Raw genomic sequence first — 19752 nt, 5'->3', positions numbered from 1 at the left:
GGACAGACATCCTCAGCCAACACTGGCGCTTTTTGGCCGTCAGCGGCCCGGCAGGTTCCGGGCATCGGACATGCTGAAGCAGACGTTCATCCCGTGTATGGCCGGGCTGGCCTGTCTGCCGGTGCTGCTGGCGAGGAACGGCCAGCCGGTGAAGCGGCTAAATAGGGCAATGAGCCCAGCAAGCTCTTTTTGAACAGCGCCCTGACCAGTTTATCTTCGAGGATTCGTCCGACGACATAGAGAACGGCGAAGATCGCCGCAAAGACATAGGCGGACGTAGGCGAAGGCTTTTTATCTTCCTCTTCAGACCTGCCAGCGCCTTCTTTTTTAGGCTTTTCGGGTGCGGGTGCACCTAGGGCTTTGTCTATCGGGTTTTGCGGCAGTTCCACATCCTTTTTTTCAGACTTTTTTGACGCGTCCGAAGCTTTTCCGGACTTGTCCGCGGCTTCGGTCGAAAGTTTTTCGAGCTCACCAATGGCTATGGTCAACTGAGCGGCCCCCAGAAATAGCAGTGGCACCAGAAAGCAGAACAGCAATGCCCGGCTGGTCAGATGATAGTGCAGGACAGACCCGGTCACGCCTTTTTTTATCTGCAAGACGCCATCATCGAAAATAGACATCTTGTCTTGGGCCGCCTGATCCTTCTTGCGAAAAGTCAGCGTGTCGTTTGTCCGATCGTGGCTGGTCCCGGTCTGGCGGAACAGAGGGGCGAGCTTGTCTAAGGCATCATCGCCCGATTGCTCGGGGGCGAGCGCCAGGCTGCCCCTGATGTGCCAGATCCAGTCGATGAGGCGTGGGTTCACATAATCTCCTTTTGAGAGAGCTTTTCGATGCCGCCTTGGGCGGCAAGACTCGGGCCGGGCCGCTCATGACGGCATCGGCCTGAGCATGACGAATGGGTAGAGGACGTTGTGTGAGCGGAGCATCCCATCACTCGGCCGGTACGGAAGTCGCCGCCGGCAGGGCAAATCGTTCCTTGAGCGTCTTCCAGCCCTCGGTGAAGGGATAGGTCATTGTCTCGCGGATCGACATGCGGCGACCGCCTTCCATCCCGAGCAGTTCTGCCTCGCCGTCCACGCAGGTGCCGAACATGCGGTCGATGATGATCCAAGTGCCGGAATAATTGCTGCGGGTGGCTTCATAGTCCTGCGAATGGTGCAGGCTGTGGTGCTCGGTGGTGTTGAACACGAAACGCCACCAGCGGGGCGTGTTGAAGCGGACGTTGATGTGCTGGTAGGTGCCGACCGCCAAGCCGATGGAGCCGGCGAGCAGGACGGCTCGCGGCAGGAAATCGAAGAAGCCGCCGATGCCGAGTCCGATCAGGAACAGTTCTACCGGATTGCCGACTGCGCCTTTGTTGATGTTCAACTGGGTTATGTAATGATGTGGCGCGTGGGTCAGCCACAGCGGATGCCAATTATGCATGCCGCGATGCATCCAGTATTGGCCGAAATCGAAGATGAACGAGATCAGGAAAGCCTGCACCAGCAGCGGCAGCCCGATGAGCCACGCGAACTTTTCCCAATCGAAGGAGTGCTGGGCCGCTTCGATCACGGCGTCGCTGCCGATGTAGCTTTCGACCAGGCTGAGCAGCGTATAGCCGAGCCCGACATAGAACAGGTCGGTGACCAGTTCCTTCCAGGTCAGGCGCCAGCTCTCGTAGCGCGGGTTGACCCATTCGAGCGCCAGCAGCAGCGCCTTGAAGCCGATGCCGATGCCAATGGCGGTCGATGCCTTGGCGATGGAGTTGGGCGCGTAGTACCAGAACGCGATCAGCGCGAACAGCACCGTGGGCTGGAACCAGGTGAATATGAACTGCTTGACCGGGCCGCCTTCCACCCTGGGGATATTTTCCCACCCCACAGTGACCGGTGCCTGAGCGCCTATCAGTCTTTTACCTACGCGAACTCCCTCCATGCGTCTGCCCTCATAATGGTTGCCCTGTCTCCCTGCGGTTATGTCCGACACGCCAGGGACAAGGACGATGCCCGCGGTTCCGTGGACCTGTTGTCGTTTGAGCATCGGGGGCGCATTCCCATCACGCCAGACGCCATTATGATATGTATCTCATAGATGCTGTCTATGCCTTGGCGATCGGCAGGCGGCCTCTCGGACGACAATGATCGGGCGCGAAACGGCCCCTTGCCTTCCAATCTGCTGCACGTCGTCATTTGATGACGTGGGCGGCTCTCGACCCCTTCTGCAGGATGATCGGCGGATGAGCCGGACGGAGAACCACAATGGGGAACGTCACGACAATTGGATTGGACCTCGCGAAGAGCGTGTTCCAGGTTCGCGGTGTTGATGCGGATGGCGTGGCAGCGTCGCTTTTGTCTCAGCCGTAAGCGCGGTGATCGGCCGTGGGTGGGGCCGGAAAGGGCGTCGGCATTCACCCTCTTCCAACGTAAGCGCGCCAACCGCCGAGATGGGTGATCTCCTCCGCACCGGTAAAGGCGCGGGGCTCGGCCACGAAACCTTTCGCGCTGGTGCCATCGGCCAGGGTGACTGTGCCGATAGCCAGCGGGGCCGGAACCTCGGCAACGAAGCTGCCGAAGGCCGCGACGTCGAGTTCGTAGACCTCGACTGCGATCGCCGCGCCGTCGTTGCTGTGGACCAGCGCCGGCTTGGGCGGGATGCTGTCGGCCATTGCATAAAGGCGATAAGTGGGCGCAGTTTCGAATGCGCCCAGAAATTTCGCATCGCGCGAAGTCAGCTGCCAATGGAGCGGCATGCCCTTCAGATGTGCGCCCACGACGGCGAGTTTCACGGTTTCCATTTTTCCCTCCAGGTCGAGCGGGGGCGGGGCAGGCAGGCCAGCCGCCGCGAGATAGGTTTCGGCCGCCGTGAGGAGGCCTTGGTCGCTGTCGGCGGGACCGATCAGCGTGATGCCGAAGCCGGTCCCGTTCGAACGGATGCCGGCGGGTACCGCCACCGCCGCCATGTCGAGCAGGTTCACGAAATTGGTGTAGAAGCCGAGGTTGCTGTTCAGCGCGATCGGCGCCGCAAGCAATTCCGCGACGCGATAGGTCGTGCCGGTGGTCGGAAAGGCAAGCAGGTCGACCATGTCCCACATCTCGTCGGCGTGGCGTTTCAGTGCGGCGAGGCGGTAGATGCCGTTCCACAGCTCGACCGCGCTCATGCCCTTGCCCGGTTCCACGACGCTGCGGACGGTCTCGTCTATCGCATCCGGATTGCCGGCCAGCAGCCCGGCGATGGCAGCCGTACGTTCGGCAACCCACGGGCCGCCATAAAGAAGGCGCGCCGCCTCGATCAGGAGCGTTATGTCGATCTCGACGATCTCGGCCGTTGCGGCGAGCTGGCCCAACGCACGATCATAGAGATATTCGGACTGGCTGTCGCCGAACCACACGCGCTGGTCACGGCGAGGCACGCCGATGCGCGCCGACCGGACCGGGCTGTTTGCGAGTGGCTTGGAATAGGGATCGGCGGGATCGAAGCCGGCCACGACATCGTCGACCAGCCGGGCATCCGCCACGTTGCCGGTGAAGACGGTTATGCAATCGAGCGTGCGGCACGCAGGAACGAGGCCGAGTGCGCTCCAGCGCCCCTTGCTGGGCTTGAAACCTACCAGGTGGTTGAACGCGGCAGGCACCCGCCCCGAACCGGCGGTATCGGTGCCCAGCGCGAAGGGGACAAGCCCGGCCGCGACGGCGACCGACGAGCCGGAGCTGGAACCGCCGCTCACGAAAGCGAGGTTATAGGCATTGCAAGGTATGCCGTAGGGGCTGCGCGTGCCGACAAGGCCGGTCGCGAACTGGTCGAGATTGGTCTTGCCGATGCAGATTGCGCCGGCCGCTTCGAGACGCTTGATGACGCCCGCCGACCCGGCGGGCCGATAGGCGAAGGCCGGGCAGGCCGCAGTCGTCTCGAACCCGGCAACGTCGATATTGTCCTTCACGGCATAGGGCACGCCGGCAAGGGGGGGCTTTTCGCCGGCGGCGACTCGCTTATCCACGGCGCGGGCCGCGGCAAGCAGGTCGTCGGGCGCGATCCGGCTGATCCAGACCTGCGGCTGGACGCTGTCATAGGCTGCGAGGCGGGCGAGGGTTTCCTCCGCCACCGCCACCGCGCTCCTCTCTTCGCCGTTGACGGCTGCGGCGATCGCAGTCACCTGCCTCCTGTCCAGCTCGGTCATGTCTGGCGCCTCAGCGCGAACAGCGGTGCGCCGGGCTGCAACAATTGCCGTTCTTGCATATAGAGCGTCGCAATCGTTCCGCTAGCCGGGCTTTCCAGGGGGCATTCCATCTTCATGGTCTCGATCACCGCGATGATGTCACCCGCTTTGACGATGTCGCCCGGCGCCACCATCAGCTTCCAAACGCTGCCGCCGAATGGCGCCTCAATCAGGTCTGCCCCTTCGGGCAGCTCTATCGCTGCGGTTTCGGCGGTACGGGCGCCGCCATCGTCCGTCATGTCCGTTACGCGGTCGAATTCGCCGGACCGCTGCCATTCGGCGCGTTCTTCGTCGAAGGCGGCCTGGCGCTGCGTTTCGAAGGCAGCGATGGACCCGGCGTTCTGTGCGAGAAAAGCCCGATAATCGGCGAGGCGGAATTCGGACTGCTCGACGTGAATGGAGCGGCGGCCATTGGGAAAGTCCCGCCGCCAGTCGGCGAGTTCCTCGGCGCTGACCTTGAAGAAGCGGATCTGATCAAAGAAGCGCAGCAGCCAGGGCTTGCCGTCGACAAAGGCATCCGTCTGCCGATGGGTGTTCCACACCTGGATGGTGCGTCCGAAGAGCTGATAGCCGCCCGGTCCTTCCATTCCGTAGATGCACATATAGGCGCCGCCGATCCCCACGACATTGGGCGGGGTCCAGGTGCGGGCGGGGTTGTACTTGGTCGTGACCAGGCGGTGCCTCGGATCGACAGGCGTTGCCACAGGAGCACCGAGATAGACGTCGCCGAGGCCCAGGACGAGGTAGCTCGCGTCCAAGACCAGCTTCTCGACAGCATCGGCATCGGGCAGGCCGTTGATGCGGCGGATGAACTCGATATTGTCGGGACACCATGGTGCATCGTCGCGCACCGCGCCCATGTATTTCTCGATCGTCTCGATCGTCGCCGGGTCCCGCCAGCTGAGCGGCAGATGGACGATGCGCGAGGGGACCGAGAAATCCTCGAGATCGCCCAGCGCTTCCTCAGCTTCCATCAGCGCGGCCAAGGCGCCGCGCTGGTCGAGCACGTCGCCGTCAAAATGCAGCTGGAGCGAACGGATGCCGGGCACGATGTCGATCACGCCCGGCAAGGCTCGCTCCTCGAGCTCCGTCATCAGGGCGTGGACGCGGACGCGTAGCTCGACGTCGAGCACTATCTCGCCATATTCCACCAGGATGTTGCGATCGCCCTGCTGGCGGTAGACCGTGCGCGGACGCGCGCCCTGCGCCGGCGTGTCGGCAAGGATCGGGGAAAGGGTCGCGATGTCGCGCGCTGTCGCTTCTGCAGCGAGAAGATCCAGCGGAGCGCGGTGCGCAGCGGCGGCGTCTTCCGCGCTGACCGGCACGAAGCGCAGGCGATCGTCTGGAACGAGTTGGCCGATCTTCCAGCGATCCGCAGCAATAATGGTAAACGGGCAGACGAAACCGCCAAGCGAAGGGCCGTCCGGGCCCAGGATGATCGGCATGTCGCCGGTAAAATCCACCGCGCCGATCGCATAGGGATTGTCATGGATGTTGGACGGATGCAGGCCGGCCTCGCCCCCATCCTTTCGCGCCCATTCGGGCTTCGGCCCGACCAGCCGGACTCCGGTGCGGTTGCTGTTATAGTGGACCTGCCATTCGGCGGCGAGGATGGCGCGAATGTCGTCGTCGGTGAAGAAATCCGGTGCGCCGTGCGGACCATAGAGAACGCGCAGCGTCCAGCTCTGCCCGAAGTTCGGTGCCGAGCAGGGGGAAGCGGGAGCGCTTACCCCGGCCGTGCCCAGATGCAGCGTGTCGCCTGCGAGCAGCCGACGCGCCGAATGTCCGCCGAACTGGCCGAGCTCGAAGGTGCTGTGGCTGCCGAGATAGGGCGCGATGTCGAGGCCGCCCGCGAACAGGATATAACCCCGCATACCGCCGCCAGCGGCCCGGCCGAGCGCGAGCGTCTGGCCGGCAGCTATGTCGAGGGCGGTGCCGCGTTCGACCGGCTCGTCGTCCAGCAGGGCGCCGAAATCGGCACCGGCAAGGCACACGCGCGCGGGTGCATTGAAAACCAGGGTCGGCCCGCTCGCGGTGACCTCCAGACCCGCCGTGCCCTCGGGGTTGCCGAGCACCTGGTTCCCGATCCGGAAGGAGCGGTCGTCCATCGGGCCGGACGGTGGGACGCCGATGGCCCACAGCCCCTGCCGGCCCGGCCAATCCTGCACGGTGGTGGCTGTGCCGCCGCTGACCACGCGGATGCTGCGCGGGCTGTAGGCGACCGTCTCCAGCAGCCGCGTCGATACCTGACCGTTTGCGAACTGCCCGTTCCGGACGACGTCACGCAGCCAGCGCAAGTTGGTTTCGATGCCGTCTATGCGGCTTTCGTCGAGTGCGGCCTGCATCGCCGATAGGGCTGCCTCGCGCGTGGAAGCGTGAACGATCAGTTTGGCGAGCATCGGGTCGTACCACGCGCTGACGATGCTGCCGGCCATACACCAGGTCTCGGCGCGGATGCCCTGCGGGAAATCGACGGCAGTCAGCGTGCCGATGGTGGGGCGATAATCGAGCGCGGGATCCTCCGCGTAGAGACGCACCTGCACGGCATGTCCGCGCGGAACGGGTGCTTCGCCGTCCAAAAAAGAGAAGTCGCCGGCCGCGCCCCGGATCATCCATTCAACGAGATCGACGCCCATCACCTCTTCGGTCACGCCGTGTTCGACCTGGAGGCGGGTGTTCATTTCCAGGAAGAAAAATTGCTGCCGATCCGAGTCGAACAAGAATTCGACCGTGCCGGCGGAACGATAGCGCGCTGCTTCGCCGAGGCGGACCGCAGCGGCGATGAGTTCGGCGCGCTTTGCCTCGGAGAGGAGCGGTGCGGGTGCCTCTTCGACGACCTTCTGGTTGCGGCGTTGCAGCGAACAGTCGCGCTCGCCCAACGGCATGACCCGGCCTGCCCCGTCACCGAATATCTGGACTTCGATGTGGCGCGCGCGGCCGATGTAGCGTTCGAGAAATACGCCTGCGTCGCCGAAATTGCCTTCACCCAGACGCGCGACGCCCGCGAAACCCTGACGCACGGCAGCTTCGTCCTCGCAGATGCGCATCCCGATGCCGCCGCCGCCGGCGGTGGCCTTCAGAATGACCGGGAAGCCAATTTCCCGCGCAGCATTTGCAGCTTCCTCCTCGTCGATGAGGAGGCCGGTTCCGGGCGCAAGCGGGACGCCATGCGCGGCGGCCAGCGCCCGAGCACTGTGCTTCAACCCGAAGGTCCGGATGTTCTCCGGGGTCGGGCCGATGAACGCGATCCCGGCGGCGGCGCAGGCCTCTGCGAACTCGGTATTCTCGGCGAGAAAGCCGTAGCCCGGATGGATCGCACCTGCACCTGTGTTTCGGGCGGCCTTCAGGATCGCGGCGATGTCGAGGTAGCTCTCCGACGCGGGGGCGGGCCCGATGCAGATAGCGACGTCTGCCTGCGAAACGTGAAGCGAGCCGACGTCCGCCTCGGAATAGACCGCAACCGAGCGCAGGCCCATGCGGCGCAGCGTGCGAATGATCCGAGTGGCGATCGCCCCCCGGTTCGCAACCAGGACTGTATCGAAGCTCATGCGGTGACGATCATCCGAACGGGCGTGGGATTGAAGGCGTTGCAGGGATTGTTGATCTGCGGGCAGTTGGACACGACGACGATCACGTCCATCTCGGCGCGCAGGTCGACTGTGAGGCCGGGCGCGGAAATCCCGTCGACGATGCCCAACGCGCCGTCTTCCTCTACCGGCACGTTCATGAAGAAGTTGATGTTGGAGACCATGTCGCGCTTGCCCCTGCCTTCGGACAGGTTGGCTTCGAGGAAATTCTCGACGCAGGCGTGCTGCGACTTGGTGTGGTGGCCGTAGCGCAGCGTGTTGGATTCACACGAACAGGCGCCGCCGATCGTATCATGATATTCGACGGAAGTGCCGACGATGGTCATCATCGCACGCCCTTCGTTCGAACGGAGCACGGCGCCGGTGCGCAGGAACAAATTGCCCTGTGCGGAGACCGTGTCCTGTGCGCTGTAGCGCTCTGCGTCGTCGTCGCCCGCATAGAGCAGGAAGTCGACCGCCTGGTTGCCTTCGAGGTCGACGATGCGCAACGTCTGGCCGGCGGCGACATGGTGCAGCCACGGTGCCCGGGGGGGAACGATCTCGTCGTGAACGACAGTGCCGGGAAGGCCCGCGAGGCCAGGATCGGTGGTCATTTCGGCTTTGGCACCTTACTAGCGACGGAAATAGTCTTCGACGTTGAGGAAGGCGCGCAATCCCTCCGGCGTACCGGTGCGGACGGGGTCGTCCGCGGGTGTCACCGCGCCGCGCCAGGCCGAGACCCGCAATGGCGTGACAGTCCAGCGCTCGCGCGGATCAAGCACGTGGGGACAATTGGCGATGACGACAATCACCTCCATCTCCGCGCGAAGGACCATGGACCGCCCTGGCTCATAGGGGCCGACCAGCGGCCTGATGGTCCCGTCTGCCTCAATCCGCGTTCCCTTGAACAGGTTCACGCAAGGGTGGACGTCCCTGCGCTGCAGCCCGTGCTTCGCCGAGCCCAGCAGCAGGCGGTCGCGCCCATTGGGAAAGGCGCCGCTGTTGCAGCCTTCGCCGTATTTCGCCTGGTTCGTCGCGGCGTTGGAGGTGCCGCAAAACGCGTCGTGCGTATCGGCATCATCCTCGAGGATGCTCATCAGCACCCGGCCCATGTCGGACAGCAGCATCTTGCCCGCGCCGAGATAGGCGTTCCACTGCACCTTCACCGTATCGGCCACGTTAAGCCGCTCGCTCGGCATCTCGGCGTTGAAGATCAGCACCGACGCGCAAGCGTCGCCCTGGAGGTCGATCAGGCGCAGGCGCGAACCCCGCGCCAGCCTGCGGGTCGCATAGCCGCCCGCCGCGATCGTCTCCTCCCACAACAGGTCGTCAGCGGAAACACCCACCGGAAGGTCGTCGGCGACCGGCGGCAACCGGGGCATCGCCCCCACAATTGTACCAGCCATGGCGCGAGCATGGTCGCGCGCCGCCGTGGGATCGGCAAGCGGTGCGGTCATGCAGCGGCTTCCCTGGCGCGGCCCTTGGCGGACGCAGCGGCGCCCGCACTTTCCAGGTCGTCCGGCTCGTGGAGCGGCGGGAGCAACGCGGTGGTGGTGACAAGCTGCAGTTGATGTACGCCACGGATGCTGCGCAACGCGTCGCACAGTTCCTTCAACCGCATGGCAGGCCCCTGCACCAGCAGCACCTCAAGCGACTGGTCGTCCTCAAGAAAGACGTGCTGGGAAGAGATGACTTCTTTCAGGTAATCGGCCTGGGTCTCGGCGAGTTGCTGCCGCACCCGGCCTCGGTTGCCGACATAGACCAGCGTCACTGTGCCAGCGAGCATGTCCTCGGGCCGGGTGAGCGCCTCGTGCTCTGCCAACGCGTGGCGAATCAGCTCGGCGATCAGCTGGGACCGCGATGGCAGGCCGCGTTCCTCAACCATCATGTCCAATTGGCGAAACAGCTCTGCCGGGAGGCTCATGCTGAGCCGGGCGAGACTGGCGGGTTCCGTATTCATCCTGCCGTCCTCTCAATTATTATCATCTTTGTCAATCGTAATACTATCCACATCGGCAATGTCGGTGCATGCGGACGCCGCTCTGGTCAGCGCCAAGTCATAAACGACCGTTGCGCCGAAGCGATGAGGGGCGTGCGGATCATGGCGGCGCTTATCAAGGGTGAGGACGCGCGTGCCGAGCGAAAACGCCTCCTTGATGTCATGGGTGATCATGATGATGGTCAGCGAATAGTCCCTCCACAGCCTGGTGATGAGCCCGTGCATGTCGGCCCTGATTCCTGGGTCGAGCGCGCCGAAGGGCTCGTCCAGCAGCAGGATCCGCGGCCGCTTGATCAGCGCTTGAGCGATCGCCAGGCGTTGCTGCATGCCCCCCGACATCGCCGCCGGATAGAGGTGCAAACTGTCACCGAGGCCGACCGCTGCCAGCATCTCCTCCGCTTCTGCAACGGCGGCGCGGCGCCTTCCCCCGAACAGCCGGGCGGTGAAGGGGGCCTGCGCGCATTCAAGCCCGAACAGCGTGTTGCGCAGGACCGAGAGATGCGGAAACACCGAATAGCGCTGGAACACGATGCCGCGGTCTGGCCCGCATTCTGGGGTGAGAGGCATGTCATCGAGCAGTATCGAGCCGCGCGTTGGCGCCTCTTGGCCGAGGATCACGCGCAACAGGCTGCTCTTTCCTGCACCCGAAGGACCGACGATCGAGACGAAAGAGCCGGCCGCGATATCCAGCTGTACCCTCTCGAGGACGACCTTGTCGCCGTATTCGACCCAGATGTTGCGGAGGCTCAGCAAGGCGCTCAATGGCCGGCTCCATGCGCCCAGGGGTACAGGCGGCGGCTGGACCATGTCAGGAGGAAATCCATCGCCACAGCAAGCAGCGCGATCCACGCGACGTAAGGCAGGATGATGTCCATCGAGAGATAGCGGCGGACCAGAAAGACTCGGTAGCCCAAACCGATGTCGGACGCGATCGCCTCCGCCGAGATCAGGAACACCCAGGCCGGGCCCAGCGACAGGCGTACCGCCTGAATCAGACGCGGCATGGCCTGGGGCAGCGCCACGCGCAGCATCAATTGCCAACTGCTGGCGCCCAGAGTCTGCGCCTTGATCATCTGCTCCCTCGGCAGGGCGGCAATATGGGCAGCGACATCGCGGATCATGAAGGGCGCAATGCCGATGACGATCAGCGCCACTTTCGCCGCCTCACCCAGCCCGAAGGCGATGAACAGGATCGGCAGCAGCGCTATCGGCGGAATAACGGCAATCCCGGTTACCAACGGACCGAAGGTGGCCCGAACCGGTGGGAGAACGCCCAGCACGAGGCCCACCAGCAAGGCCGAGAGGGTAGAGATGCCGAGGCCCATCCCGAGCCGCTCCAGGCTGGCAAGGGTGTCGGCCCAGAACAGCAGCTTTCCGGAAAGCGGATCCGGCTGGAACAGCAGCACCGCCATCGCCTCGGCCATGGCGCCGGGCATCGGCAATATTCTGTCGTTCGGATTGGCCGCGTGACGGCCGGCCGCGGCTCCGAGATAGAGCAGCACCAGCAGCACGATCGGAACCGCGCCCAGGAGAATGCGGCTACCCCGCCCGGCCCGGCGATTCACCCAACGCATGAGATCGGAAGTCTACCAGGCCCTGCCCCTTCAGAGCTTACCATCGGCAGCCATCTGCATGAAGGTCGCGTCGAAGCGCAAGGTGACACGATTGGCATCGCCCAGCGTCTTGTTGCCTGGGAACGACATACCGACGACGTCGGGGGATTTCGCGCCCTGGCCGAAGAGGCCCTTGGAAAAGCTGAAGTCCCGAACGCGAGTCATCGTCGTAATGAGCGCGGGGGACGATGTTGCGGCCACCGCCGCCTTCGGGTCGGCGTAGAGATAGGTGGTGGCCAGCTGCCTTTCGAACAGCTCGGGTGTGGTACCCGCCAGCGTTGCCATCGCTGCCCGTGCCGCCTTTCCTTCCGCGTCCTGCCGCTGCATCAGCGCCATCGTCTCGTACCAGATTCCGGCCAACGCCTTGCCGAGATTGGGGTTGGCCTTCAGCGTCGCGGTGTCAACGACCAGCAAGTCGAGGATCTCGCCCGGGATGTCGGCGGAACTGAACACCTCGCTGGCGCCCGGCGTAGCCCGCATGGACGAAAGCTGCGGATTCCAGGCGACCGCTGCCGTGACTTCCGGAGCAGTGAAGGCGCCGGCAATGTCCGCGTCGGACGTGTTCACCGTCCGGACGGCGCTGAGCGGCATGTTGACGGATTCGAGGCCGCGCGCGAGCAAGTAGTGCGAGACCGAGAGCTCGACGAGATAGACCTGCCGTCCCTTGATCGCCGCAAGGCTGTCGGCGCCTTTCAGCAGGATGCCGTCATTGCCGTTCGAATAGTCGCCGACGATGATCGCGCTGGTATCCTTGCCTCCGGCCGCCGGAATGGTGAGCGCGTCCATGTTGGCAACCGTCACGCCGTCCAGCTTGCCGGCCGTGTACTGGTTCACCGACTCGACATAGTCGTTGACTTGGATGAAATTGATATCGAGGCCGTATTTATCCGCCCATTTCTTCACGATGCCGGACTGCTGGGCGTAGGGCCAGGGCATCCACCCGGCATAGATCGACCAGCCGATGTTGAACTCCGTGCGCGTCTGCGGCGCTTCGGTTGCCGAAGGCGAGCAGGACGCCACCAGCAGGGCGCAAGCCATCAACGCAATTCTTCCCGCGCTGCGGATCCCGTTGAGCATGATTCGACTCCTTTCGCACTTGCAGCATTGCCGCAAATCCAGATGTTGTCCACCGTCAATTATTACCGTTGATATAATTTGTAATATCCATATGATGGCAGCCGTGCGGACCCGATCGTGTTCGATCGGAGGAGCCGCGGCGTCTGGGAGGGCGTGCATCGAAGGCAATCGTTCAACGCCGCATCCGCGGCCGTTTGCGAAAGAATTCGATGCCTCAAAGCCCGACCTACAACCCCGTCTTGTCCGGCAATCCGCAGTCGGCGACGGCGCGCGCGCACCCCAACGGTAATCCCGATCTCGGCTATAATCCTGCCGGCGCACGCAACACGGACAGCGCCGTGCCGCTGCATCGCAATGGAGCGGTCGTCCACAAATATGCCTGCGACGGCCCGGCGCCCGGCAACCTGGCCTTCCGTTGGACTTACGGCTCCAACGTCGCAGCCAAAAACCGCGATCCGCGCGTGCAGGTGGTGCAATATAACGAGGATAGCTTCGTACTCCGGCAGAATGTCTGCGTGCACTGGGAGGCGCCGTTCACCTACCTGCTGTTCGGCAACAAGGGCGCGCTCCTGATCGACAGCGGCGCGACCGCCAACGCCGAACATTATCCGCTGCGCAAGACGGTCGAGGCGATCGTCACGCGCTGGGGACAGGCGCGCGGGCGCAGCAAGGTTCCGCTTACGGTCGCCCTGACATCGGGCGAGGACATCGCGCAGAACCAGGGCCTGGTGCAGTTCGCCGGACGGCCGGATACGACGATCGTCCCCAAGCCGTATGGAGCGATGAAGGCCTTCTACGGTCTGGCCGGCAACTGGCCTGCGGGCACGGGCACGATCGATCTCGGCGACCGTCTGATCGAGGTGATTCCGACACCGGGCACGCACAAGGATGGCGTGACCTTCTACGATCCCTACTGCGACTTTCTTTTTACAGGCGACCTCCTGTTTCCCGGCAGGATCAACATCAGCAATGACGGCGATTTCGTCGCCTCGCTGGAAAGGCTCAAGGCCTTCACGGCGCGCAATCCGGTCAAATGGATTCTCGGCGGCCACATCGACATGATGTTCGTGCCCGGGAAATATTACGCCCGGTTCGCGACCTATAAGCCATACGAGCGCCTGCTCGAGATGGAGCCCGCACTGATCGACGAGGCGATTCAGCATGCCCGCGAAGTCCAGGGCAAGGACATGATGCTCATCCGGCCCGACTTCGCGCTATTCAACGGTGTCAGCCCCGATGCGCGGACCCAGGTCTGGCCCGAAGGCGTGCCCAATATCACCGCCCCACGCCCCTTCTGACGTCGAGGAGTCCCCATGGACCGCCGCACCTTCCTCACTTACAATGCCTTGGCCGCCGTCCCGCTCTCCGGTGCCGGGCTCGCCTCGCTTGCGAACGCCGCATCCGTTTCCACCGGCGGGACGCCGATCGACTTCAAGAGCAATCTCCCTGCGCCGGGGAGCTTTCCGAAGAAATGGATCTGCGGCTCCTCGTCCTGCGTGGACAACACCGATCCGCCGGTCCAGGTCCATTGGTACAATCCGCACACGGCGATCCTGCGGCAGAACAAGGCGTATAGCTACGAGGCGCCATTCGCTCCGCTTTATTTCGGCAACGACCGCGTGCTGCTGCTCGACGAAGGCTTTGTGCAGCTGCGCAACGACTGGGACCTGCGCGGTGTCGTGGACCAGTGCATCGACGAGTGGTGCAGCCGCAACGACCGCGATCCGGCCAGCCTCGAACTGCTGGTCGCGTTCAGCCACCTGCATGCCGATCACTATGCAGCGGTCAACCAGTTCGCCGACCGCCCGAACACGCGTTACATGGGGCTGACCCATGACGAGATGGTCGGCTTCTGGGGCATGACCAATTTCCCGGAAGAACGGGTGACACTGGACCTCGGCGGGCGCGAAATCCTGATCTGGGGTTCGCCCGGCCACGTCGTGTCGGAATTCGCCTATTACGATGGCTACACGCAGATTCTCTACACCGGCGACATGTTCTACAGGGGGCGCTGCTACATCAGCTTCTGGCAGCCCTGGTTCGACAGCATGAAGCGGCTCGTCGATTTTTGTGAATCGCATCCAGTAACGCATGTGATGGGCTGCCATGTCGAGATCAGCAACACCGGTGAGGATTACGCTTATGGCATGACCTGGCAGCCCGACGAGGCGCCGGTGGAGATGACCGTGCAGCAACTGCGTGAGGCATTCGAATACGCCAAGACGATCACCGAACCCGGCATCTACTTCACCGGCACGGTCTTCCTCTGCAATCAGACGCGGGGGACGACGACAATCGACAAGAACCCGTATCGTTACAGCTGACCCGCAAAAGTTTCAGGACAGGAGCACGCATATGAGGAAATCCATTGGCCTGACACTGGCATCGGTCGCATTCTGCGCTTCGGCACCCGCTCACGCGCAACTGACCGAAAAGGAAATCAGCGTGCCGGGCTTTGCCGACTTCCTGGCGATCGACGGCGACACCGTCTGGACCACCAACGACGGCCGCGTCGAACAATGGTCTCCCGATGGCAAGCTTGCCTCCACCCCCGTGCCGCGACCCTGCGGCGCGATGTCGGTCGCGTTCGGCTCGCTATGGGTTGCCAATTGCAAGAACAGCAATCTCTACCGGATCGACGTAAAGACCGCCAAGGTACAGGCGATCATCCCAACCGGCATCGCCAATCCCAAGGGCGAGACCAACGTCGTCGTTGCCGCGGGCTCAATCTGGGTACCGAGCGACGGCGCGGGCAAGGTCGCCCGCGTAGACCCCGCCAGCAATACAGTCATTGCTTCGATTATGGTCGATCCCGGCACCTTCTATCTCACCTTCGGCTTCGATGCCGTGTGGGCGGTCAGCAGCGACGGCCAGTCCCTTCAGAAAATCGATCCGCAAACCAATGCGGTCGCGGGCAAGGTGGCGCTCGGCAAACAGCCCGGCTTCCTTGCCGCAGGCGAAGGGGCGGTGTGGGTGCAGGAACAGGGCGACGGCACCGTCGCGCGGATCGATCCCGTCACGCTCGACGTGTCCGGCCGGGTAAAGGTCGGTGAGAAATTGGCCTATGGCGATATCGACACCGGCGGCGGGGCGGTATGGCTGCGCACGACCGAGGAACAGACCTTCGCGGTGATCGATCCGCAATCGCTGAAAATCCTGACACGCGCGGGCAAACCCTCCGGCAGCGGGGCGCTCCGCTATACGCCGTCCGGGATCTGGACTTCGGCCCATGATCTGAAAACCATGTCATGGTGGACCGGCAAGCTGAAATCCGACGATTAGCCGATCTCGTCGCAGCCGTAGCTAGTACGCGCCGAATCGGCGGGCCGTCTGAGTTGCCACTGTTGCAGCTATGTGACTCTACCGCCTCTGTGCAGGACATTTTCCGCAATTGCAGATGACGTCGTCTGCATGAAAATACCAATATTTCACAGACGTACCGGTTCAAATCCTCCCATAATCCGTTCGTAATTAATACGCTTGACGCATTAGGTAATATCCTTACCGTGTCTCTATTGCCGAAAGAGCGCTGTGACGGACGGGGGAGAGGATCTGCAACATTAAGCCGGTTATCGGCTTGATATGGAGATTTTCGATGGACCTGCCGCCGGCCAGCAACACTTCTCCGCCTGGCGGCCTGAAGCCAGTCGCGAGCGAACTCGCAGGCGAGCAGAACCCGGGCGGGATCAAGACCACATTCGTCAACCTGATTCCGCCTGCGACGCTCGTGGCGGTCGTGCTGTTCTGGGGGCTCGCTCCCGAGGCGGTGGTCAAATACCCTTGGACGCTTGTGATCACGGGCGTCGCGATCATGTTGTGGATCCAGAGCCTGGAATGGTTCCTCGAACGGCATGAAGGCTGGCGCCTGAACACCCCCGAATTCCTCACCGATGTGTTCTACGTTGTCCTGAGCTACACGGTCATTTCCTGGGTAACGGTCAATCTGGCCGATGGGACCTTGATCTCGATCAAGGAACGATTGGGAATCGCTACGCCGTGGCTTACGCATCTGCCGTTCCTGGTGCAGGCTGGGATTGCAATTTTCCTGATCGAGTTGGGCCAATATTGGCTGCATCGCTGGATGCACAATTCCTACCCGCTGTGGCTGACGCATGCGCCGCATCATCACCTTACCCAGCTGAACGCGCTGAAGGGAGCCGTCGGCAATCCGATCGAGCTGTTCCTGATCAGCCTCAGCGTGTTGGCGCTGTTCGATTTCAGTGAGGCGGCAATATTCTGCGCGCTCAACATGGGCGGTGTGATTTCGGGCTTCGCCCACGCAAATGTGCGCTCCAACCCGCCGCTATTCTACTCGTTCGTCTTCACCACGATCCGGCATCACAGTCTGCACCATACCGCGCTCAGCTATGAAGATACGCGCTGCAACTACGGCAACTCGATGATCCTCATGGACCGGATTTTCGGCACCTATCGAGAGGGTGAATCGTCCGTTGTCGGGCAGGACGAACGCAAGCGGCTGTCGATCTACGAGCAGTTCATGTTCCCGTTTCAACCGCTGATCGAGGGGATCAAGGAAAGACGGAGCAAATCGAAATCGGCGGCTGCGCCAAGCTGACGCTGGTCGGACAGTAGAAGGAACACGGGATCTCAGAAACTCGACGGCCTGGATAAGTCGAGCAGCAAGCGGGCCAGACCATAAGCCGAAGAACGGCAACTGGCTTAGCGCAAGATCCTTCAATCAGAGATCAATCCGGTTCTGGCGTCTGCCAGGGCACGGGAGAGTTGTAGCTCAAAATGGGGGTTAAAAATGACATATCGCGCCACACGCAGACTGGGCCTTTTATCTGCAACGATCCTCACAAGCGCGGTGCTCGCCGCGCCGGCACAGGCACAGGCACAGGCACAGGCACAGGAAGATCCGGCTGTCACCTATGATGCCGACGACAATATCATCGTCGTCACCGGCACGCGCCGCAGCACCACCATCATGGACACGCCGATAAACATCGCGGCGATCAGCGGCAAGACGCTTGAGGATCAGCGCATCGACGATGTTCGCGATCTGGCCGATTTCACGCCTGGCATGACCGTTTCCGACACCGGGCCAGGCTCCACGGGAACGATCGTACTGCGCGGGCTCAGCGCCTCCGATGTGGGAGATGGCGGTTCCAACTATGACAGCGCGATGGGGGTCTATCTGGGCGAAGTCCCGCTCTATTACGACTTCAAGCTGCTCGACCTCGAGCGCGTCGAGACGCTGCTTGGACCACAGGGTACGCTTTACGGCCTCGGCACCATGGCGGGTGCGATCCGCTACATCCCCAAGCGTCCGAATATGACGGCGTTCGAGGGCGAAGTACACGGCCGCTTTTATGGCAAGGATCACAGCGGGAAAGCCGGATACCAGATTGATGGCGTCATCAACTTGCCGATCGTCACCGATCACATCGCCTTCCGCTCGGCGACCGGCTATTATTACGATCCGGGCTTCATCGACTACACGCTGCTGCTGCAGGAGCCGGGCGTGTCGCTGCCGCAGCCTGACGGCCCCGTCAGCATCTCGGATGCCGGCTATGCCGCCAACCTATACACGCAGAAGGACCTCAACTTCGAGCGCACCTTCACCACGCGCAACCAGTTGCTGTTCCAGACCACCGAAGACTTTAAGGTGGTCCTCACTTACGCTTACCAGCAGACCGAGACCGGCGGCGGCCAGTCGAACAGCGCCGGGGTGTTAGGGACGGGCAAATACGAGAGCGCCAGCCGCTATGTCGAGCCGGTGAAACGGCACGCCCATCTCGCCAGCGCGGAAGTCAACGCCAACATCGCCGATATCTTCGATGTTGTCGCCACCGGTGCCTACACGGAGGTCAACACCCGGAGCCAGAGCGACAATACTGACCTCCTGCTCGATCTCGACTACGATTACGAGCTGTTCCCCGCCTTCTCGAGCTGGAACGAGAGCGAAACACTCCGTAAGCAATACAACGCTGAGATTCGCCTCGTTTCGCGTCACGGCGGGCCATTCCGCTGGGTTGTGGGCGGTTTCTACAACGAGAACAAGTTTCAGAGCGACTACGCCGAACATGTGCCGGGCCTGATTTCCGTCGATGGCATCTACGGCAATGTCATCGCAGACAATCCCGAAGAGCTCGAATATGTCAGCTACGTCACCTCCCAGGTGACCGAAAAGGCCATCTTCGGGGAAGGCACGTTCCAGGTAACGCCGCAATGGCAGGTGACCGCCGGTGCGCGCTATTTCGACTATTCGTCGGAAATCGCCGGCGCGGCCACTCTGCCACTGCTCGACATCTTCGATCCGGGATCAAATCCCCTCAGCCCCTATGACCTCGATCCGGCCGGCGGCGAGGCGGGCCAGGATGGCTGGGTCTGGAAGTTCAACACATCGTACAACTTCACGCCCGACCTGATGCTGTATGCTACCTACAGCAAGGGCTATCGCATCGGCGGCCCGAACCGAGTGGCGCCGTGCCCGCAGCCGCTGCCGAACGATCCGGATGGCGACAACGTCAATAACACCCAGCTGATCTGCGCCCTGCCGTTTGAGCAGCAGTACGGCCCCGACACGACCAAGAACATCGAAGTCGGCCTGCGTGCGCAATTGTTTGAACGCATGCTCAGCCTCAACTTCAACGTGTTCCAGATCGATTGGGAGGGGATTCAGATCGCTTCCGCAACGCTCAACGGCATTACCGGGATTACGGTCAATGGCGGCGGCGCGAGGTCGAAGGGTTTCGAAACCTCGTTCCAGTTCAGGCCCATGCGTGAACTGACGATCCAGGGTACCTATTCCTATCTCGATGCCAAGCTGACGGATGACGCGGCCGACATCATCGCCGTGAACGACCCTGCCGGACAATATCCCAGCGCGCCGATCAAGCTCGACGCGCTAGAGGGCGACCGCCTGCCGGGCTCGGCGAAGAATTCCGGCAGTCTCGGGGCGACCTACACCATGCCGCTCATGGAGGGCGAACTGAGTGCCAACTGGACCGCGACCTATCGTGGCAATATTGTGTCGCGGCTGGGCTGGGATCGCGCTTTTGGCGACAAGATTCCGGGCTATGTGGTGCATCGCGCGTCTTTGACCTACGATACGGAGAGGTACAGCATCACACTCTTTGCGAGCAATATCTTCGACAAATATGCCGTGGTTTCGGTTGCCAACGACCGTTCGCGCACTGGCCTCAACGACGGCGTCCTGCTGCGCTATTACAAGCAGGCGGTGTTGAGTCCGCGGACCTTCGGGCTGGAGGGTCGCGTCAAATTCTGATCTGATGCAGCGGGCGGGGCGCTTGCCGGAAACGGCGGGCGCCCCGATCC

Annotated in this window: 15 protein-coding genes; 5 read left to right on the top strand and 10 right to left on the bottom strand. The window is 62.7% G+C overall.

The window, feature by feature from the left end; genetic code table 11:
• Positions 1-86 precede the first annotated feature (86 nt).
• The 10 genes from AC1RNQ_RS14940 to AC1RNQ_RS14895 form a co-directional block, all read right to left on the bottom strand.
• Positions 87-803: a hypothetical protein gene (locus AC1RNQ_RS14940; RefSeq protein ID WP_493172204.1), complete on the bottom strand. Its 717-nt coding sequence runs from the start codon at positions 801-803 to the stop codon at positions 87-89.
• A 127-nt stretch (positions 804-930) separates the two neighbouring features.
• Complete coding sequence (locus tag AC1RNQ_RS14935) at positions 931-1917, bottom strand: sterol desaturase family protein (RefSeq protein ID WP_493172202.1); 987 nt, start codon at positions 1915-1917, stop codon at positions 931-933.
• Between the two features lie 472 nt (positions 1918-2389).
• A complete protein-coding gene (gene atzF / locus AC1RNQ_RS14930) occupies positions 2390-4156 on the bottom strand; it encodes an allophanate hydrolase (protein ID WP_493172200.1) in 1767 nt (588 codons plus the stop codon).
• Positions 4153-7743 (bottom strand): urea carboxylase, encoded by a 3591-nt coding sequence (uca, locus tag AC1RNQ_RS14925; protein WP_493172198.1) that lies wholly within the window; start codon positions 7741-7743, stop codon positions 4153-4155. Before uca ends, atzF begins: the two co-directional genes overlap by 4 nt.
• On the bottom strand, positions 7740-8375 hold the full coding sequence (locus tag AC1RNQ_RS14920) for an urea amidolyase associated protein UAAP2 (protein WP_493172196.1): 636 nt from the start codon (positions 8373-8375) through the stop codon (positions 7740-7742). Before AC1RNQ_RS14920 ends, uca begins: the two co-directional genes overlap by 4 nt.
• 18 nt (positions 8376-8393) lie before the next feature.
• Positions 8394-9218, bottom strand: a complete 825-nt coding sequence (locus tag AC1RNQ_RS14915) for an urea amidolyase associated protein UAAP1 (RefSeq protein ID WP_493172194.1) — start codon at positions 9216-9218, stop codon at positions 8394-8396.
• Positions 9215-9721 carry a CopG family ribbon-helix-helix protein gene (locus tag AC1RNQ_RS14910; protein ID WP_493172192.1) on the bottom strand — a complete coding sequence of 169 codons (507 nt, stop codon included), beginning with the start codon at positions 9719-9721 and terminating at the stop codon, positions 9215-9217. Before AC1RNQ_RS14910 ends, AC1RNQ_RS14915 begins: the two co-directional genes overlap by 4 nt.
• A gap of 12 nt (positions 9722-9733) precedes the next feature.
• On the bottom strand, positions 9734-10522 hold the full coding sequence (locus AC1RNQ_RS14905; protein WP_493172190.1) for an ABC transporter ATP-binding protein: 789 nt from the start codon (positions 10520-10522) through the stop codon (positions 9734-9736).
• Entirely contained in the window at positions 10519-11334 is an 816-nt protein-coding gene (locus AC1RNQ_RS14900; RefSeq protein WP_493172188.1) for an ABC transporter permease, read from the bottom strand. Before AC1RNQ_RS14900 ends, AC1RNQ_RS14905 begins: the two co-directional genes overlap by 4 nt.
• A 30-nt stretch (positions 11335-11364) precedes the next feature.
• Positions 11365-12450: a putative urea ABC transporter substrate-binding protein gene (locus tag AC1RNQ_RS14895; RefSeq protein ID WP_493172186.1), complete on the bottom strand. Its 1086-nt coding sequence runs from the start codon at positions 12448-12450 to the stop codon at positions 11365-11367.
• Positions 12451-12689: 239 nt separating this feature from the next.
• On the opposite strand from AC1RNQ_RS14895, the gene AC1RNQ_RS14890 reads away from it, so the two are divergent.
• From AC1RNQ_RS14890 to AC1RNQ_RS14870, 5 genes are all read left to right on the top strand, one after another.
• Positions 12690-13748 carry an MBL fold metallo-hydrolase gene (locus tag AC1RNQ_RS14890; protein ID WP_493172184.1) on the top strand — a complete coding sequence of 353 codons (1059 nt, stop codon included), beginning with the start codon at positions 12690-12692 and terminating at the stop codon, positions 13746-13748.
• Positions 13749-13763: 15 nt separating this feature from the next.
• Positions 13764-14774 (top strand): MBL fold metallo-hydrolase, encoded by a 1011-nt coding sequence (locus AC1RNQ_RS14885; RefSeq protein ID WP_493172182.1) that lies wholly within the window; start codon positions 13764-13766, stop codon positions 14772-14774.
• Positions 14775-14805: 31 nt separating this feature from the next.
• Positions 14806-15732 (top strand): Vgb family protein, encoded by a 927-nt coding sequence (locus AC1RNQ_RS14880; RefSeq protein WP_493172180.1) that lies wholly within the window; start codon positions 14806-14808, stop codon positions 15730-15732.
• 313 nt (positions 15733-16045) lie between these two features.
• A complete protein-coding gene (locus tag AC1RNQ_RS14875; protein ID WP_493172179.1) occupies positions 16046-17026 on the top strand; it encodes a sterol desaturase family protein in 981 nt (326 codons plus the stop codon).
• A gap of 192 nt (positions 17027-17218) precedes the next feature.
• Positions 17219-19702 (top strand): TonB-dependent receptor, encoded by a 2484-nt coding sequence (locus AC1RNQ_RS14870; RefSeq protein WP_493172178.1) that lies wholly within the window; start codon positions 17219-17221, stop codon positions 19700-19702.
• Positions 19703-19752 lie beyond the last annotated feature (50 nt).

It is taken from the genome of Sphingopyxis sp. GW821-FHT12F08 (genome assembly GCF_058806755.1).
Note: the sequence above shows the minus strand (reverse complement) of the source record. Positions and strands in the feature narration are given on the sequence as shown.

What these genes read in the sequence shown, in the direction of transcription:
- AC1RNQ_RS14935 (WP_493172202.1), bottom strand. Translation starts at nt 1,917, where the DNA reads ATGGAGGGAGTTCGCGTAGGTAAAAGACTGATAGGCGCTCAGGCACCG.
- atzF (WP_493172200.1), bottom strand. Translation starts at nt 4,156, where the DNA reads ATGACCGAGCTGGACAGGAGGCAGGTGACTGCGATCGCCGCAGCCGTC.
- uca (WP_493172198.1), bottom strand. Translation starts at nt 7,743, where the DNA reads ATGAGCTTCGATACAGTCCTGGTTGCGAACCGGGGGGCGATCGCCACT.
- AC1RNQ_RS14920 (WP_493172196.1), bottom strand. Translation starts at nt 8,375, where the DNA reads ATGACCACCGATCCTGGCCTCGCGGGCCTTCCCGGCACTGTCGTTCAC.
- AC1RNQ_RS14915 (WP_493172194.1), bottom strand. Translation starts at nt 9,218, where the DNA reads ATGACCGCACCGCTTGCCGATCCCACGGCGGCGCGCGACCATGCTCGC.
- AC1RNQ_RS14910 (WP_493172192.1), bottom strand. Translation starts at nt 9,721, where the DNA reads ATGAATACGGAACCCGCCAGTCTCGCCCGGCTCAGCATGAGCCTCCCG.
- AC1RNQ_RS14900 (WP_493172188.1), bottom strand. Translation starts at nt 11,334, where the DNA reads ATGCGTTGGGTGAATCGCCGGGCCGGGCGGGGTAGCCGCATTCTCCTG.
- AC1RNQ_RS14895 (WP_493172186.1), bottom strand. Translation starts at nt 12,450, where the DNA reads ATGCTCAACGGGATCCGCAGCGCGGGAAGAATTGCGTTGATGGCTTGC.
- AC1RNQ_RS14885 (WP_493172182.1), top strand. Translation starts at nt 13,764, where the DNA reads ATGGACCGCCGCACCTTCCTCACTTACAATGCCTTGGCCGCCGTCCCG.
- AC1RNQ_RS14880 (WP_493172180.1), top strand. Translation starts at nt 14,806, where the DNA reads ATGAGGAAATCCATTGGCCTGACACTGGCATCGGTCGCATTCTGCGCT.
- AC1RNQ_RS14875 (WP_493172179.1), top strand. Translation starts at nt 16,046, where the DNA reads ATGGACCTGCCGCCGGCCAGCAACACTTCTCCGCCTGGCGGCCTGAAG.
- AC1RNQ_RS14870 (WP_493172178.1), top strand. Translation starts at nt 17,219, where the DNA reads ATGACATATCGCGCCACACGCAGACTGGGCCTTTTATCTGCAACGATC.